Below are 17527 nucleotides of genomic sequence, written 5' to 3' on the forward strand. Positions count from 1 at the left end.
CGTATGTCTGACAATCTCGGTGCAAACTACGCAAAAGCGTATGACGGCAAGGCAGGGTTTGGGCGCTCGCCTGCGCTCATCCTGATCGACTTCGTTCAGGGCTATTTCGACCCGGATTGCGACCTTTACGCCGATGTCGATGATGCCCTCGCTTCTGCTCTGCGTATTCGGGCCGCAGCTCACGCCGCGGGGATACCCGTGATCTTGACCAATGTGGTTTATCAGCCCGACGGCGCGAATGGCGGACGCTTTTTCGAGAAAGCTCCTGTCTTGCGCAATCTTGTCGAAGGCAATCCGATGGGTGCATGGGCCAAGGGATTGGAGCCGAAGGCTGACGAGCTGGTCATTTCCAAACAATATCCCAGCGCCTTCTTCGGTACCTCGCTCGCTTCAACACTCACCAGCCTTGGCGTCGATCATGTGATCCTGACTGGCCTGACAACCAGCGGCTGCGTGCGCGCGTCCTGCGTCGATGCGATGTCGCACGGTTTCATCACCACTGTGGTGCGCGATGCTTGCGGAGACAGGCACGAGGCCCCGCATGAAGCAAACCTGTTCGATATGAACGCCAAGTATGCGGACGTAGTTTCCGAGGCGGAGATCGCCGCGCATCTAGCTTCACTCTAAGATCCGACACCCGCGGATCGGCGCTTTGATCCAGATACGAGAACGCCCGGCCAACTCATGTCGACCGGGCGTCCCTGGAGAGGAAACCATGCGGTTTCCGGGGTTTAGAAGTTGGCGCGAAGGATCAAGGTGTAGCGCCGGTCGTTACGGAAGTAATTCCGCGGTGCCTGCACCCCAGCATCATTTGCCGTCTGCGTTGTTTCCGTGATGTCATCGAGCAGGTTCACACCCTGCACACCGACTTTGATGTTGTCGGTCAGATCAACGAAGAGCGACGCATCCAACTGACCGGTGGCCGGTTGATAGATCGACGCAAACGGGAAGATCACATCGCGCGGTGTCAGCTGGAATTCGCTGCGCCAGTTATACGCGACACGTGCTTGGACAGGGCCCTTCTCGTAGAGAGCAACCGCGTTGATGTTATGCCGTGAGATGCGCGGGAAGATCCCTGCGTCGATGGCAAAACGCGCAGCTGGCGGATCATCGCTCGGTATCGACGGATCAAGCTGGTTATCCACCCCTTCGGAGTCGATGTAGGTGTACGTAAACTGTGCACCCAAGCCGCTCAGGAAGCCCGGCAGGAAGTCGTAGAATTGCTGGTACGCAACTTCGAAGCCGGTAACGCTTGCATTCTCTGTCGAGTTGACCTCGGTGTTGCGAAGCAGCGGGTTGATATCGCCGTTTGTGACAAAGTCAGCGGGCACATCGTCCGCAGGGATCGTAACAGCGACCGGAGCGAACGCGATGTAGTTGTCGATTTCCTTATGGAAACCAGCAACCGTAAGCGAACCGGTCCGGCTGAAATACCATTCCCACGAGATATCGAAGTTCCATGCCGTTTGCGGGGCGAGCGATGCATTGCCCGTCGCGCTGCCGACAAATCCGGCGAACGGATTGATCGTACCGCCTGAACCATCGGAAATTGCCGGGCCAGTTACCGTCTGGAGCACAACGCGCTCGTTCAGCTGGTCCACGCCGGGGCGCGTCAATGATTTCGAAATCGCAGTACGCAGCACATGACCGCCCGGAATATCAAGCTTGAGGTTCAAGCTTGGCAGGAACTCATCATAATCGCGTGACACCGTCCGGCTGATATTAAAGCCATTGCCCAGCGCCGCTTCGAGCCCGACCAGATCCAGATTACAGAAATCCGGGATTGTGAACGAGGGATCGGTTGGCGTGAAGGCCGGATCGCAAAGGTTTGCAAACGGGAAGAACTGCGCAAAGCTGTTCACCGTGAGCGAGGAGTCCACGCTGCGATCGGTGCGAACATAGCGCAGACCAATGTTACCGGTTAGAACCACATCCTGACCTTCGTCAGTGCCGAAGTCCACCCGGGCATAAGCTGCAAAGTTGTCGCGTTCGATCGAACCGATTTCACTCGGCAGATATGGCGTACCCGGGATGACACCCGCACGGCCAGCCAGCGGAGTCCAGCCTGACGGGCTGCCGCCGATGGCGTTCAGGATGTTGTTAAAAGTGGTCTCAAACCCAGCATAATCAGACGCGAACGGGCCGACATAGGCCGGCACTGGGCCGCCCAGACCGGTTGGCAAGCCACGCTGATAGTTGCTGAAATCAGCAGTCCCAAACAGCGGCGCTACCAGAGCGTCGATTGACGCATCGGCATTACCACCTGCCAGGAGCAGAGGTCCGCCACCGTTGAACGTGCGACCGCTCCAGACTTCCGAGATGTTACCCCAGTTAAAGTCCGACTGACGCAGTTCAAATTCTTCTTGCGAATAACGGACACCGGCACGGACCGATTTAATCCAGCCATCGCCTGAGAAATCGTATTCAACATCACCACGGAAGGCGAGCGATTCCGCTTCGTTTTCAGTGCGATGATCCATGGCCGAGCGGATGAAATAGCTGCTCGGATCGGAAAAGTAGTCGGTGCCTTCACCCGGGGGTGTGATGTATTCGATGCTCGGAACAGATCCGGTCCGGCCATCAATGAAGAGAGGCGCAAAGATCGAACGGTGAACCGTTATGTCGGTCACATCGGTCGTCGAACTGATATACTGCGCATCGAAGTTGAAACGCAGATTGTCAGTGGGCGAGAACTTCAGGTTGAAGCCGAAGTCTTCGGTAATGTCGTTCTCAGCACGTTGACGATCGAGAGCCAGCTGCTGGCCACCGGTCGAACCGAGCAGCGACGCCGCAGCGTTGGGGCCGCGCCATTGCGAGTTGTCAGTGATCGTACCGCTGGTGAAGATGCCGTTTTGGTCAAATGTGAAATCGCTTGCATCAAGGTTAGAACGCGCGCCCGCACCGTCTGCAGCAGTTTCGAACACGTTCTCGCCCCAGACCAGATCGGAATCTGACCGCAGGAACTGAGCCGTGGCAAGCCAGCGACCGTCATTTGTCTCGAACTGCGCAGCCGCCGCCATCGTCAGGCGTTCACGATCGAATTCCTGGGTGCGAATGCTGCCGCCCGATGGAACAAAGCCGTTTGCGGTTTCGACAAAATCGACAAGACCGGTGCCATCTGCGCGCGAGAGCAGCTCGCTGTAGGCAATGTTTCCGAGCAGACCAAAGCGACCAGCGGCTGTGTCCCACGTGTTGGAGATCAGGAACGAACCAGATGGTGACCACTCTTCACGAAGGTCGCCATAGTTGGCCTCGATCGAACCCGCGACAACCAGACCGCTCTGATCGAAAGGAAGACGCGTGCGCAGGTCAATCGTGCCCGCCATGCCGCCTTCGATAAGGTCGGCCGAAGAGTTCTTGAAAACAACGACGCTGCCAAGCAGTTCTGGCGAAACGTCTTCAAAGCCCAGCACACCGCTGCTGCTTGCAGCAATAGCGTCGCGCCCGTTCAGTTCGGAACGAACAAAGGGAAGGCCGCGAACGTTTACGCCGCTGCCTTCAACGGCAAAGTGGTCGGGATCGTTGACGCCTGCGAAGCGAAGAACGCTGACGCCGGGAACGCGTTGAAGGACCTCAGAGACCGAACGGTCGGGCAGTGCGCCGATGTCCGATGCGGTCACAACATCGACAACCGTGTCCGCATTACGCTTTTGCGCCTGCGACGAAGCCAGCGATTCACGCAGGCCGGTGACGATAATCGGTTCACCTTCCTCTTGCGCCTGCGTTTCGGGATCTTCGTCCACGTCCTGCGCAAATGCAGGGGCTGCCGTGAGCAAGCCCAAGGTTGAAACACTCGAAAGCAGAACCTTCGAAACGTCGCCACTAATGGCGCTCATGCGAGCCTTCTTTGTCAATTTTCCCTCCCCAATGCATCCCATAACCGGGAAACACAATCTTCTCTATCCTGATTTGACCCAATCTTGACACCGTTGTCAACGTGAATTGTCAAAAGTTGTTCGTAGGCTTGCAGAATGGCCACAGGCGAAATTTAATTTATTGTATTAGCTTGGCAATTTTTCTCGATAAACGCGCGATGCGATGGCATTTCTTTGGCCGCGTTATCAATTGTTGCCCCAATTTGCCGCACAATCGAGTCGATTCTCGACATCGGCAGCTTCGCAATAAGCGGGTTTGCGGCTTTGGGTTCGATGCCCTGTCCATACATCACCGCCAGCCAGCTCGCGGTGCCAAAAACGTCGTTCGGTTCTTCGAATATTCGCCCGCCTTCACGGAATTGGGCGATGCGCCGTTTCAGCTCCTCTGGCTGTTCGATGGTCTGGCAATGACGCCAGAATTCGGAATCGTCTCGCTTTGTTGCCGTGTAGTGCAGCACAAGGAAATCCCGCACGCGCTCATACTCCTTGAGTGTGCGCGCGTTGAACGCATCGATATCGGGCGCGTTAAAGCGTTTGTCGGGGAAATGGGTCAGCAGGCGCGCAAGGCTCGTCTGCACCAGATGGATGCTGGTCGATTCCAGCGGCTCCATAAAGCCCGCCGCAAGGCCAAGTGCGAGAACGTTCTTGTTCCAGAACTTCTTGCGGTGGCCGGTCATAAACCGAATGCGGTTGGCGTCGGCTATCGGAGCACCATCGAGATTGCCACGAAGTATGGTCTCTGCGGTGTCGTCATCCATAAATTCGCTGCAATAGACGTGACCATTACCGGTGCGATGCTGAAGGGGGATGCGCCACTGCCAACCGGCTTCGCGCGCCGTGGCCCGTGTGTAGGGAATAGCAAAACCGTTGCTTTCACACGGGATCGCCACCGCGCGATCGCATGGCAACCATTTGCGCCAGTCTTCATATCCGGTTTGCAGAGCCTGCTCGATTAACAGCCCCCTGAAACCGGAACAGTCTATGAAGAAGTCGCCTTCAATCTCCTGCTTGGACTCCAGCGCCACCGAAGTCACAAAGCCTGTGTCAGCGTCCTGATTGACGGTCTCGATCTTCCCCTCGATCCGCTCGACACCTTTGGCCTCGGCAAAACGTCTAAGGAATGCAGCGTAAAGCGAGGCGTCAAACTGAAAGGCGTAATTGATACCGGCATAGGCGGATTGCGGGCGGTCTTTCACCGGCCGCATGAACTTCTCGTACCGGCACGCCTGAACCATCAAAGAATAGGCGAACAAGTCATCCTTCTCGCCAGCCAGATTGCGGTGAAGCCAGTATTGGTAAAACGGAATGGCATCAAAATCGTGGCCGAAATCGCCGAACGGATGGATGTAGCTGTGACCCAGTTCCAGCCAATCGACGAACTCAATGCCGAGCTTGAATGTCGCGTTCGTCTCACGAACGAAAGTGTCCTCATCAATGCCAAGCATGGTGTTGTAGGCAATGATCGGAGGGATGGTGGCTTCCCCGACGCCGACCGTTCCAATGGCTTCGGACTCGATCAGCGTGATTTTGGTCGGAGACCCTTCAAGCACATGGCCGAGCGCTGCCGCAGTCATCCAACCGGCGGTTCCGCCGCCAACAATGACAACGCGATCGAGGACCTGCGCACTCACGCGGCGTTCGCCTTGATCGAGGCGGCTTCGGCTTTGCAGAAGCGATCAATATACGCCTGATGGCTGGGCATCGCCGCCGCTGTCTTGGTGTAAACATCGCGCATATTGGACAGGCTCTGGTTGAGGTTGGTTTCGCTTAGCCGCTCGGCAACGGGACTGTGACCTTCTGGCCCCCAACCCTGTCCCTCTGCCACAGCGAGCCAACTGGTCAGGTCAAACAGTTCCGCATCATATTTGAAGAAGCGCCCGCGTGATTTCAGCAGCTCCAGCTTGCGCTCAAGACTGTCAGGTATGCTCATATTGCGGACGTAGTCCCAGAAAGGCGCATCATCGCGCTTCGTCGCCTTGTAGTGGAGAATGAGGAAGTCACGGATATGCGTGAAATCATCGGTCATCAGGCGGTTGTATTCCGCTCGTTCGCCCGCAGCCTCCGCCGATCCGGGAAACAAAGCGACCAGCTTTGCAATGCCCATCTGAATCAGGTGGATGCTGGTGGATTCCAGCGGCTCGAGAAAGCCCGATGAAAGACCAATCGCCACACAGTTTCCGGCCCAGAACTGCTGGCGATGGCCGGTGCGAAAGCGCAGGTGATTGGGCGTACTAATCGGGGCGCCATCAAGGTTAGATAGCAGAACCTCCTCGGCCCGCTCGGCGCTCATATGCTCATCGCAATAGACATGACCGTTGCCAGTCCGGTGCTGCAACGGAATGCGCCACTGCCACCCGGCTTCGCGCGCTGTTGAGCGTGTGTAGGGCACGGGATCGCCATGCTTCTCGGAGGCGACGGCGACGGCCCGATTACAAGGCAGCCAATGGATCCAATCGACATGTTCAGAGCCAAATGCGCCATCAATCAAAAGGCCACGAAACCCGGTGCAGTCGATAAACAGGTCGCCTTCCACACGGCGCGCGCCATCAAGTTGAAGAGCCGCGATCAGGCCGCTTTCACTGTCTTGCTCGACCTGCTCAATCCGTCCCTCAATGCGGACCGCGCCCTTCCCCTCAGCAAAGCGCCGGAGGAACGCGGCGTAGAGCGACGCGTCAAAATGATAAGCATAGCCAATTTGCCCGATCACCTGCCCATGATCGGCTTCCGGCTTCAGGAACTTTCCGGCGTAAGCGGCCTTCGAATTGAGTGAATAGTCTTCCAAACCGGCAGCTTCACCCAGCCCGCGCGAGCGCAGCCAGAACTGGTGAAAATCCACGCCTTCCAGATCGAATCCATAGCGTCCGAATGGATGGAAATACTGTTCGTTCAGCCCGCCCCAATCGACAAACTCGATGCCCAGTTTGAAGGTACCCTGCGTCTCTTTGACGAAGGTGTTCTCATCAATGCCGAGCTGAGCATTGAACTTGGCGATCGGCGGGATCGTTGCCTCGCCAACACCGACAGTCCCGATCGCTTCGGATTCCACTAAAGTCACCGAAACACCCGAAGGAATGATCATTTTGGCCAAGGCCGCTGCAGTCATCCAGCCAGCAGTGCCGCCGCCGGCAATGACCACGCGCTTGATAGGCCGATTGCTCATGCGGCAACTCCTTTGACGGCGATCTGCACAATCTGCTGACGAAGGGCAGACAGCCAGTTGAGCAGGTCGCTTTCGGGCATAAGGTTTGCGATCCGATCATAGCGGCGCGGCATCACGCCTCGCGCCATTAGTGCCGCCAGCCATTCGGGCGGAGTGAACACTTCAAAGTCTTCCGTTGGAATGCGCCCGCAGGCTTCAAACAGATCGACCTTGCGCTTCAAAGTTGGGCTTTGAACCATGCGAGGGTCCTCGCCCATCAACAGCTCGCGCATATCGGCGATGCGTTCGACCTCACCCTGCGTCAGCCGATTGTACTCCACGACTTCGGCGCCTCTTGCGCTGACATCACCCGATAATCCGACCAGACGCTTTGCGGCGTTCAGGGCTGTGAGGGCCTCCAGCCCGTCTATGTCGCTTTCGCTTGCAACACGGATAAGGCTGTCTTTCCAAAGCGGCGGGTGATCCGATTCAGAGCAGTCGATCACTAAGCCATCAGGGCTTTCGCTCTGCGTGTCGTCGGTCATCAGCTTGGCACCGCGCGCCTGCGCCTCATCCAGAAGCAAGTTCGCGTAAGTCGACCTGTCGATCCGCGTGCCGACCACAAGAGGCAGGCGCGACAAATCCGTAGAATGCGCGCGCCCTTCTAAGGCAAGCGCAAGCGAATACGCGCTCAGTTTTGGTTGCTGAGACAATCCGCTCGCGCGCTTCCAATAATGATGGAATTCCACGCCGCCATTGGCGAGGCCAAACGGTGAGAAAGGCAGGCTCACATCACCAACATGAGATCGGACCGTGGTCGCAAGAACAGACTGGGCTTGGCCTTGCACTTTTGCTTCGATCCCGACCTCGGCATGAAAGCGAGCAAAGTCAGGCCGCAAAAGCACCTTGCCGTCATCCTCAGCCTTGGGATCAAGGAAAATCTCCATCCCTTTACGGAGCGCTCTGGCGGCAAGGTAGGCACCGATGATACCAACCCGCATCGCCGGCCCGCGCACCATTATCGGCCTGACAGTCATGCGGCTTCGCTCAACTTGGTGTAGCGCCGCAGGAAGGCTTCATGGTCTTCCATGCTGGAAGCGGCTTTCTCCATATGCGCTTTGAGGCCAGCGAGATGTTGACGGACTTGCCCATCATCCAAGCGATCAACGCGGCTGTCGTATCCATCAGACATGGACCGCTGCCCGATCAAGACAGCAATCCAGCTCGGGACCAGAAACAGGCCGTGCTCATATGCTGACACATGGCCATGTGCGTGAAACAGATCCAGCCGTTCGCGCAGACTGTCGGGCACCTGCATGGTGCGCATATGGTTCCAAAAGTCGGAATCATCGCGTTCGGTCGCGTTGTAATGCAGGATCAGGAAGTCTCGGATCCGTTCGAACTGCAGGTCCATCCAGTGATTGTATTCGGCAATTTCCACGTCGCAGTCTTGCGTGTCGGGAAACAGCTCCAACAGCTTTGTGATGCCTTCCTGGATCAGGTAAATGCTGGTCGATTCCAGCGGCTCGAGAAACCCGCCTGATAGGCCAATCGCCACCACATTGCGGTTCCACAGCTTACGGCGCTTACCCGTTACAAAGCGCAGCACACGCGGATCTGCGAGAGGCTGACCCTCTAGGTTGGAAACGAGCGTGTCATGCGCGGCATCATCGGAAAGGAACTGACTGGAATAGACATGCCCGTTGCCCGTGCGGTGTTGCAGCGGAATTCGCCAACTCCACCCCGCTTCATGCGCCGTAGCCCGCGTGTAGGGAAGCAATGGCCCAGCGCTTTCACAAGGCGCGGCAACGGCACGATCCGCCGGAAGCCAATTGCTCCAATCATCATATCCAGTCTGGAGCGTCTTCTCGATCAGCAATCCGAAAAAGCCGGTGCAATCGATAAAGAGATCGCCTTCAATCAACTGGCCATCGTCGAGCGTAAGCGCCGTGACCGCCCCACTCTCACCATCCACTCCTACATCCACCACCTTGCCTTCGACCCGGGTCACCCCGCGCTTTTCTGCATGGGCCCGCATGAAAGGCGCATATTGCAGCGCATCGAATTGGTACGCGTAGCGGTAAGTGGACAAGACAGATCGCGGATCATCGCTGGGTGGCTGAAACTTGCCTTGTCGGCAGGCGATCACTGGAAGCGAATAATCGTCGAGCGGACCGGTGGATTCAGCATCGGCGAATTTGCGCCAATATTGGTGAAACGCCACGCCATCATTGGGCAGACCGAACTCCCCGAATGGGTGGATGTAGCTGTCGCCTTTGCGGCCCCAATTGACGAATTCAATGCCCAGTTTGAACGTGGCAGATGTCGCCGCCATGAACTCGGCTTCGTCCACGCCGATCGTGTCGTTGAACTGCTTGATATGCGGCAGAGTAGCTTCGCCGACGCCGACGACACCAATCGCTTCGCTTTCAATCAGAGTGATCTGCAAGCCCGTTGGACCGAGCATACTCGCCAGTCCGGCAGCCGTCATCCAGCCAGCGGTTCCCCCGCCGACCACGACTACATGGTTGATTGATCTATCCGCGGCGCCCGGTGGCACGCCTCTCTCCTCTATCCCAAGCGCCAAGATCGCATGCGGTCCGCCGATGTCAATTGCAGTCTTGTGAACACATGGTCCTTTGCGCTGCTGTTCTTGTAATACAAATTGACAACGTAAGACAAGATTGCAATGAAAGGGATGTTCTTGGGAGGGAGCACTCTATGTCTGCACGCCTGCAAATGGCGATGATCGGCGGTGGTAACGGTGCCTTTATTGGCGCGGTGCATCGCATGGCGGCTGCGCTGGACGGGCAGATCGATCTGGTCGCGGGCGCCTTTAGCCGTGATGCGGAAAACTGCCGCGACACCGGGTCTCAACTCGGACTTGATCCTGCCCGATGCTATTCAGATTACGAGTCTCTTCTGAGAGACGAAACTGCGCGGGCTGACGGCGCACGCTGCATTTCGATTGTGACACCCAATCATCTGCACGTGCCGATGGCCAAAGGTGCGGCGCAATCCGGCCTGCATGTGATGTCGGACAAGCCAGCGGGGGTTAGCCTCGCCGAGGTGGAAGAGCTCGCCGAAGTGCTTGCTCACTCCAATACTCAGTACGGCCTGACACATACCTATTTGGGCTATCCGATGGTTTGGCAGGCGCGGCACATCGCCAGCCAGCCGGAATTCGGACCGATCCGCAAAGTGATCGTTTCCTACACGCAAGGCTGGCTCGCTTCGGCGGCAGAGGCCGAAGGCAGCAAGCAGGCGGCTTGGCGTGTTGATCCCGCTTTGGCTGGCCCAGCGGGCTCATTGGGCGACATTGGCAGCCATGCCCATAGCCTTGCAGAGTTCATCGCAAATTCCCGCATGGATACCCTGTCATCACGCTTGCGCAGCCATTTCTCGAACCGCCCGCTGGATGATGACGGAGAGATCGCCTTCACGCTGGAAAACGGCGCGACCGGCACCCTGATCTCCAGTCAGGTGTGCGCCGGAGATGAGAATGACCTTTCAATCCGCGTCTATGGCGCGAATGGCGGGCTTCATTGGCGCCAAATGGAGCCGAACACGCTAACGGAGCACCGCGGCGATGGCACCAGCATCATCCACCGCGCCGGAATCGATAAACCCCTTTGCGACGAGGCCCTTGCCCGTTGTCGCCTGCCATCAGGCCATCCGGAGGGGTATGTCGAGGCCTTCGCCAATCTCTATCGCGACTTCGCCCGCGCGATCCGTGATGACATGTCGGCCTCATCATACGGTGTGCCCGGGATTGCAGAAGCGCTGCGCGGTATGGCCTTTCTCGAAGCGGCCGTAGCCAGCAGCGAGAATGGCGGCGCCTGGACGGATGTGAAGGCGCCCACCTCAGGACCCGATACCAAAGGATTGCTGGCATGAAGGAACTTCGCGGCCCGGCCATTTTTCTCGCCCAGTTCATGGGCGACAAAGCTCCATTCGATACGCTCGATAACATCTGCGAATGGGTCGCCTCTCTAGGCTATAAGGGCGTCCAAATTCCGTCCAACGATCCGCGCTGTATGGACCTCGATCTGGCGGCGGAAAGCCAGGATTATTGCGACGAGCTTACGGGCCGCTGCGCCGAACACGGCCTCGCCATCACCGAGCTTTCGACCCATCTTCAGGGCCAATTGGTGGCTGTCCATCCTGCCTATGACGAATTGTTCGATGCATTTGCTCCGCCCGCATTACACGGCAAGCCCGCAGAGCGTCAGGAATGGGCTGTCGATCAGGTCAAAAAGGCGGCAATTGCCTCGCGGCGGCTGGGTCTTCAATCGCATGCCAGTTTCTCGGGCGCGTTGATGTGGCACCTTGTGTATCCGTGGCCACAGCGTCCCGCCGGACTGGTCGAAGAAGGCTTTGCCGAGCTTGCACGACGCTGGCGTCCGATCCTCGACGTGTTCGAAGAAAACGGGGTCGATTGCGCCTACGAAATCCATCCTGGAGAAGATCTGCACGATGGCGCAACGTTCGAGATGTTCCTCGGTGCGGTCGACAACCACCCCCGCGCCAACATCCTGTTCGATCCCAGCCACTTCGTCCTGCAGCAGCTGGATTATCTGGCCTTCATAGATCGCTATCATGAGCGGATCAGAGCTTTTCACGTCAAAGACGCCGAGTTCCGCCCTGATGCACGCACTGGTGTGTATGGCGGGTATCAAGGATGGCAGGACCGCGCTGGCCGCTTCCGTTCGCTTGGCGACGGACAGGTCGATTTCCGCCAGATTTTCAGCAAGCTGACCAAATACGGGTTTGACGGTTGGGCGGTGCTCGAATGGGAATGCTGTTTCAAGCATCCGGAGCAAGGCGCTGCCGAGGGCGCGCCCTTCATCGCAGACCACATCATCAGACCGACCGAATACGCCTTTGACGATTTTGCAGGCGGCGATGTCGATCAACCAACATTGCGCCGCGCGCTCGGCATTGATCGCTGATCACAGCGATAGGGAAGGAATTTATGGCAACCGCATCATTGAGCTCCGGCGCCTCAGTTGGGACCGATCGGAACCGGCTGTTCTGGCTCAGCTGCATTTCGTTGATCGTAACCGCGATGACCTTCGCTATTCGCGCAGGCATCCTGACACAACTGTCCGACGAATTTGCGCTCAGCGACACTCAGCTTGGCTGGGTCAACAGCATGGCGTTTCTGGGTTTCCCCTTGGCGATGGTGGTGTTCGGCTTTCTCTACAACAAGCTCGGTCCCCGGCTGATTATGATCATGGCGTTTCTGGGCCACCTGCTCGGGCTTGTCCTGACGATCTTGGCCGATGGGTTTTTGGGGCTATTGATCTCCACGTTCTTTATCGGTTTTGCGAACGGATCGGTGGAGGCGGCCTGCAATCCTCTGGTCGCTGATCTTTATCAGGAAGAGAAGACGAAATGGCTCAACCGCTTCCATGTCTGGTTCCCCGGAGGGATCGTGATCGGAGCGGTGGTTTCGTACATCATGACCAATGCCGGAATTGGTTGGCAGCCACAGATCGCTGTGATGCTGATCCCGACTGCGATTTACGGCTTTATGGTTTTCACCACGCAGTTCCCCGATTTGACGGAGGAAGAGCGAAGCGTTGATCTCGACGCGAAGGGCGTAGTCTTGATGAGCGCCATTCTGGGCCTGCTGGTCCTGATCGGCACACCAAATGATCTGGTCGCGGGGCTACCGGGAACCTTTGTTCTGCCGTTGCTCTTGGTGCTGGGTCTGACATTCCTGCTCATGCTGTTCCGCTCGGGTCGCGCGCGTGATGCTCTGCTTCTGATTGCCTTGATGGCGATCATGAGCGTGACCGCCACATCGGAGCTGGGGACGCAGCAATGGGTCGATCGCATCCTTGGAGCGCAATTGGGCAACCTTCCCGGACAGGCGATGATTGTGCTGGGTATGGTAACGGGGATCATGGCGCTCGGTCGCTATTTCGCGGGCCCGCTTATCCATGCACTTAACCCCATTGGCGTGCTGCTGATGAGCGCCATTCTGACGACGCTAGGCCTGTTCCTGATGGCATCAGCCAGCGGGGTGATGGTGTATGTCTCTGCAATAATCTTTGCAGTGGGCGTCTGCTATTTCTGGCCAACCATGATTGGCGTGACGGCGCAATATGTGCCCCGCTCTGGCGCTTTGGGCATGAGCCTTGTCGGGGCCGCTGGAATGTTCGCCCTCACAATCTGGAACCCGATCATCGGCGGGTGGATCGACAGCGCAAGAGCCAATGCTGAGGCGAGTGGGCTTGAAGGCACAGCCGTTGAAGTGGCTGCCGGGCAAGGTGCCCTGTCGCAGCTCGTTTACTTTCCCATGATCCTGATCGCCATTTTCGCAGCGTTCTATCTTGCTCGAAAACAGATCGAAAATTCGGCGGACAAGCCACAATGACGAAGCAAGACACACCTTCGATGGATAGACGCACGCTCTTGCGGGGAAGCGTCACGGTGGCCGGCGCAGTCATCGCTCTTCCCGCGCTGGTCAGCCTTGGCGGATGCTCTTCTGCTCCGCCCACGTTGGTCGATCATATGGACCTGATTTCGGCAGTCGCTGACCGGGTCATTCCGGCAACCGATACGCCCGGAGCCTTGGCCGCCAAAGTGCCCGAATACATCGCTGCCGTGTACGAACAGCATTTCACCGAAGATCAGCAGCGCGACTTTGCGACCGGATTGAGTACCATCGCCGATGCTGGCTTCCTGACGGCAGACGCTGATGGACAAGACGCCATCCTCGCAAACCTCAATGAAGCCAGCGAAAGCGACGCCGGTAAGGCCACCTTTCAGCAGCTGCGCGATATGGCGATCTTCGGCTTCTACACGTCCGAAGTTGCCACCGAAGAACTGGCCTACGAAGAGTTGCCCGGTCGCTATGACGGCTGTGTTCCTCTCACCGAAATCGGCCGCGCCTGGCTCGATCGCGGCGTCTAATCCCTCCCCAACGCAGGATACTCACACACCATGTCAGGCAGTGAAAATTTCGATGTCATCGTTGTCGGTTCCGGCATGTCCGGCGGGATCGCCGCGAAGGAGTTCTGCGAGCGCGGAATGAAAACGCTCGTTCTCGAGCGGGGCAAGAAAACCGAGCGCGGTGTCGATTATGTCGGCGAAAATATGGAACCGTGGGACATGGAGTTCCGCGACCGGGTCGATCCCAAGCTGGCCGACAGCGACTACCACAAGCAGCAGACCTGCTACGCCTTCCGCGAAAGTACACGCAACTTCTTCATCAACGATCGCGAAAACCCCTATTCAGAGGCTGATGGCGCACCATTCGCATGGCTGCGCGGCGATCAAGTGGGCGGCAAATCACTGATGTGGGCGCGCCAGAGCTACCGCTGGAGCGAAATGGATTTCAGCGCAAACAAAGCCGATGGCCATGGCAATGATTGGCCGATCCGCTACGCCGATCTTGTCCCGTGGTACGAACAGGTTGAGCGCTTCGTCGGTATCAGCGGTTCGGAAGAAGGGCTCCCGCAGCTTCCCGACAGCGTGTTTCAGCCGCCGATGGACATGACCTGTGTCGAGAAAGCGGCCAAGGCTGGCATTGAGGGCGAATTCCCCGATCGCCGTTTCATGATTGGCCGGGCGGCGCATTTGACCGCCCCCACAAAAGAGCAACAGGAGCTCGGACGAGGCACATGCCAGTTCCGCAATCAGTGTGAGCGTGGCTGCTCCTATGGCGGCTATTATTCGAGTGTCTCGGGTGCCCTGCCCGCCGCTGAGCGAACGGGCAACATGACGCTGATGCCCGACAGCATGGTGGAGCGCATCCTTTATGACGCGGATTCAAACCGAGCGACAGGTGTCAGGGTTGTCAACCGCAAGACCAAGGAAAGGCAGGACATCACTGCTCGAGTGATATTCCTGTGTGCCTCTACGGTCGGCACAATTCAGGTGATGCTCAATTCGACATCGGACCGGTTTCCAGACGGCTTTGCAAACTCCAGCGGCGTGTTGGGACGCTACATCATGGACCATCACACCCGCATCGGGGCGATGGGGCGGATGCCTGGTTTTGAAGAAGACTACTTTGCCGGCCGTCGACCCAATGGCATTTATGTCGCGCGCTATACCAACCTCGACAACAGTACTGATGGCGAATTCCTGCGCGGCTTTGGCTATCAGGGATCAAGCAGCCGGTCTTCGTGGACCCGTTCGCTCGGCGAAAACAGCTTTGGCGCCGGTCTGAAAGAGGAGCTGCGCCAGCCAGGAGACTGGTACCTGCGCCTGCAAGCTTTCGGCGAACAACTGCCGAGTGCTGACAACCGCGTGACCCTTCATCCGACCAAGACCGATCCCTTGGGTATTCCGCAAGTCCATATGGATGTGCGCTGGGGCGAGAACGAGAAGAAGATGCGCGTGGCGATGAAGCGCGATGCTGTGGACATGCTGAAAGCGGCAGGAGCGGTGGATATCGAGCCCTTCGAGGGCGAGGCCATTCCCGGACATTGCATTCACGAAATGGGCGGTGCGCGCATGGGCAATGACCCAAGCGAGTCAGTGCTCAACAAGTTCAATCAGTGCCACGATGTTCCCAATGTCTTCGCCACGGACGGATCGGCATTCGCATCGGTCGCCTGCCAAAACCCATCGCTCACCTTCATGGCTCTCACCGCACGCGCCGTGGACTACGCGGCCACCCAAATGAAAGAAGGCGTCCTCGCATGACCATCCAAATCAACCGCCGCGGCTTCGTCGCAGGCTCTTCGCTTCTTTCACTTGGGATGATTGCTGGTTGCTCCGCGCCGCAAGAGAGCGCCGAGGAACAGGAAACCGCTAGTGACTACACCGATCTCCTCGGCGTGCAGCTCTACACGGTGCGCGACATGTTCGAGAAGGACGCCAGCGCCACGCTGAAGGCACTCGCCGAAATCGGTGTGAAGGATTGCGAGACCGCCGGCCTGTTCGACTACAAGGCAAGCGACGTCCGCAAAATGCTGGATGATAATGGGCTGGTCAGTCGATCAGCGCATATCCGGTTACCCGCCGTCCAAGAGGGCATTGGTGCCGATTTAGAGGCGGCAGAGGCTCTTGGACAGGACCGGCTATACCTCGGCTGGATTCCCGAAGAGGAACGCACTCCTGACAAATATCGCGCATTGGCTGACATGCTCAACAAGCGGGGTGAGGAAGCCAAAACTGCCGGCAAGATGATCGGGTATCACAACCACGAATTCGAGTTCATCGAACAAGACGGGACGACCGGTTACGATATCCTGCTCGAACGCACCGATCCCGGCTTGGTAACAATGGAGCTGGATTTCTTCTGGGTTGCCGAAGCCGGCAAAGACCCGCTCGCAATCTTCAAGCAAGCACCGGGCCGCTTCACTTCATGCCATATCAAGGATCGCGATGCCGCTGGCGAGATGGTCTCCGTCGGCGATGGGACGATCGATTTCAAGCAACTCCTACCCCTCGCTCAGATGGAAGGAATCGAGCGCTTCTACATCGAGCATGACAACCCCGCCGACCCCTTGGTTTCGGTCGGGCGGGGCTACACGCACCTCATGACCTAGTCGGACGTAAGCGCCTTCAACATCGCTTTGTCCCAGCCCTTTCCCTTGGAATAGAGGGCAAAGGTGTTGTCGTATGACCAGAGGCACCACGGGATATTGGCTTCTTCCATCGCGGTCTTCACCGCCGCTGCCCATTTGACGCGTTGCTTGTTATCGATTGGCGCGTTGGCTCCAAACTCACCGAGGAAGATGGGCTTGCCTGTGGCCTCTCGAAACGCGGCAGCCGTTTCGACAGCTTGTGCCAATTCGGCCTTGTCTTGCCTTGACCCCCAGCCACGCTTTCCCTTCGGCATGGCATCGCCAAGCCATTTTGCTTGCTGGTGGGTGAAATTGAACGGGTCGTAGTAATGAAACGTGTAGATCACGTTCGGATCTTCGCTGTAGTAATTGCTTCCCAGCGTCCGGATTCCTGACCATTCCTCACCACCCAACATGACGATGCGTGTGGGGTTTTGTTTGCGGATTATCTCAATACCTTTGCGTTGAAGCGTGCGCATCTCTGCGCCTTTCAGGTTCTTGTGCGGTTCATTTAGCACCTCGAACCAAACCGTGCCCGGCTGATCGGCATAGCGCGCGGCAATCTGCTCCCACAGGGCAAGGTACTGCGCGGTGTTGGTTGCCGGATCATCCATCAGCTCGTTAAAGTGGTGAATGTTGATGATCACGTTCAGGCCATGCGCCAGCGCCCACTTGATGTTGTTGTCAGCGAGCTCGGCAAAGGCTGGGTCGACCATGTATTCGGGGGCTGGCCCTGTGTAGTCGCTCCACCGCATGGGGATGCGAACCGTGTCGAAGCCGGCCATTTTTATGCGCTTGTAATCCGCCTCTTCATACAGACGGCCCCAGCTTTCGCCTTTGGTCGCCTCCAGCGCGTTGCCCATATTCACACAGCGCTTCATCTGGAAATCTGCGGCGATGGGCGCTTCTTCCGCCAGAGCGGGCGCCGATGCTGCGAGCAACGACGCTAATGGCAACGTTGTCAAAGTCAGAAGATGTCTCAT

Annotated in this window: 13 protein-coding genes; 7 read left to right on the forward strand and 6 right to left on the reverse strand. The window is 57.7% G+C overall.

What is annotated here, in order from left to right:
* Window positions 1-3 precede the first annotated feature (3 nt).
* A complete protein-coding gene (locus AC0V6K_RS03355) occupies window positions 4-627 on the forward strand; it encodes an isochorismatase family protein (protein ID WP_472624774.1) in 624 nt (207 codons plus the stop codon).
* Between the two features lie 104 nt (window positions 628-731).
* On the opposite strand, the gene AC0V6K_RS03360 is transcribed toward AC0V6K_RS03355, so the two are convergent.
* The 5 genes from AC0V6K_RS03360 to AC0V6K_RS03380 all read right to left on the reverse strand — a co-directional run bounded on the left by AC0V6K_RS03360 (window position 732) and on the right by AC0V6K_RS03380 (window position 9574).
* A complete protein-coding gene (locus AC0V6K_RS03360) occupies window positions 732-3836 on the reverse strand; it encodes a TonB-dependent receptor (protein WP_472624776.1) in 3105 nt (1034 codons plus the stop codon).
* A 152-nt stretch (window positions 3837-3988) separates the two neighbouring features.
* Entirely contained in the window at window positions 3989-5506 is a 1518-nt protein-coding gene (locus AC0V6K_RS03365; RefSeq protein WP_472624778.1) for a tryptophan halogenase family protein, read from the reverse strand.
* Window positions 5503-7035 carry a tryptophan halogenase family protein gene (locus tag AC0V6K_RS03370; RefSeq protein WP_472624780.1) on the reverse strand — a complete coding sequence of 511 codons (1533 nt, stop codon included), beginning with the start codon at window positions 7033-7035 and terminating at the stop codon, window positions 5503-5505. The genes AC0V6K_RS03365 and AC0V6K_RS03370 overlap by 4 nt, the downstream gene beginning before the upstream one ends.
* Window positions 7032-8051 carry a tryptophan 7-halogenase gene (locus AC0V6K_RS03375; protein WP_472624782.1) on the reverse strand — a complete coding sequence of 340 codons (1020 nt, stop codon included), beginning with the start codon at window positions 8049-8051 and terminating at the stop codon, window positions 7032-7034. The genes AC0V6K_RS03370 and AC0V6K_RS03375 overlap by 4 nt, the downstream gene beginning before the upstream one ends.
* Window positions 8048-9574: a tryptophan halogenase family protein gene (locus AC0V6K_RS03380; protein WP_472624784.1), complete on the reverse strand. Its 1527-nt coding sequence runs from the start codon at window positions 9572-9574 to the stop codon at window positions 8048-8050. Before AC0V6K_RS03380 ends, AC0V6K_RS03375 begins: the two co-directional genes overlap by 4 nt.
* 161 nt (window positions 9575-9735) lie before the next feature.
* Between AC0V6K_RS03380 and AC0V6K_RS03385 the strand changes: the two genes are divergently transcribed.
* From AC0V6K_RS03385 to AC0V6K_RS03410, 6 genes are read left to right on the forward strand one after another with little or no spacing between them, the layout of a single operon-like run.
* Entirely contained in the window at window positions 9736-10911 is a 1176-nt protein-coding gene (locus AC0V6K_RS03385; protein WP_472624786.1) for a Gfo/Idh/MocA family protein, read from the forward strand.
* Window positions 10908-11966 (forward strand): sugar phosphate isomerase/epimerase family protein, encoded by a 1059-nt coding sequence (locus AC0V6K_RS03390; protein WP_472624788.1) that lies wholly within the window; start codon window positions 10908-10910, stop codon window positions 11964-11966. Before AC0V6K_RS03385 ends, AC0V6K_RS03390 begins: the two co-directional genes overlap by 4 nt.
* Before the next feature lie 23 nt (window positions 11967-11989).
* Window positions 11990-13399, forward strand: coding sequence for an MFS transporter (locus AC0V6K_RS03395; protein WP_472624790.1), 1410 nt, complete (start codon window positions 11990-11992; stop codon window positions 13397-13399).
* Window positions 13396-13938: a gluconate 2-dehydrogenase subunit 3 family protein gene (locus AC0V6K_RS03400; protein ID WP_472624792.1), complete on the forward strand. Its 543-nt coding sequence runs from the start codon at window positions 13396-13398 to the stop codon at window positions 13936-13938. Before AC0V6K_RS03395 ends, AC0V6K_RS03400 begins: the two co-directional genes overlap by 4 nt.
* A 30-nt stretch (window positions 13939-13968) precedes the next feature.
* The gene (locus AC0V6K_RS03405; RefSeq protein WP_472624794.1) at window positions 13969-15678 is read left to right on the forward strand and encodes a GMC oxidoreductase; all 1710 of its coding nucleotides are present in this window, start codon (window positions 13969-13971) and stop codon (window positions 15676-15678) included.
* Window positions 15675-16526 carry a sugar phosphate isomerase/epimerase family protein gene (locus tag AC0V6K_RS03410; RefSeq protein WP_472624796.1) on the forward strand — a complete coding sequence of 284 codons (852 nt, stop codon included), beginning with the start codon at window positions 15675-15677 and terminating at the stop codon, window positions 16524-16526. The genes AC0V6K_RS03405 and AC0V6K_RS03410 overlap by 4 nt, the downstream gene beginning before the upstream one ends.
* Here the strand turns inward: AC0V6K_RS03410 and AC0V6K_RS03415 are convergent.
* Window positions 16523-17527, reverse strand: a complete 1005-nt coding sequence (locus tag AC0V6K_RS03415; RefSeq protein ID WP_472624798.1) for a glycoside hydrolase family 5 protein — start codon at window positions 17525-17527, stop codon at window positions 16523-16525. The two genes, AC0V6K_RS03410 and AC0V6K_RS03415, sit on opposite strands and share 4 nt — an antisense overlap.

The organism is Erythrobacter sp. S43, from assembly GCF_057364955.1.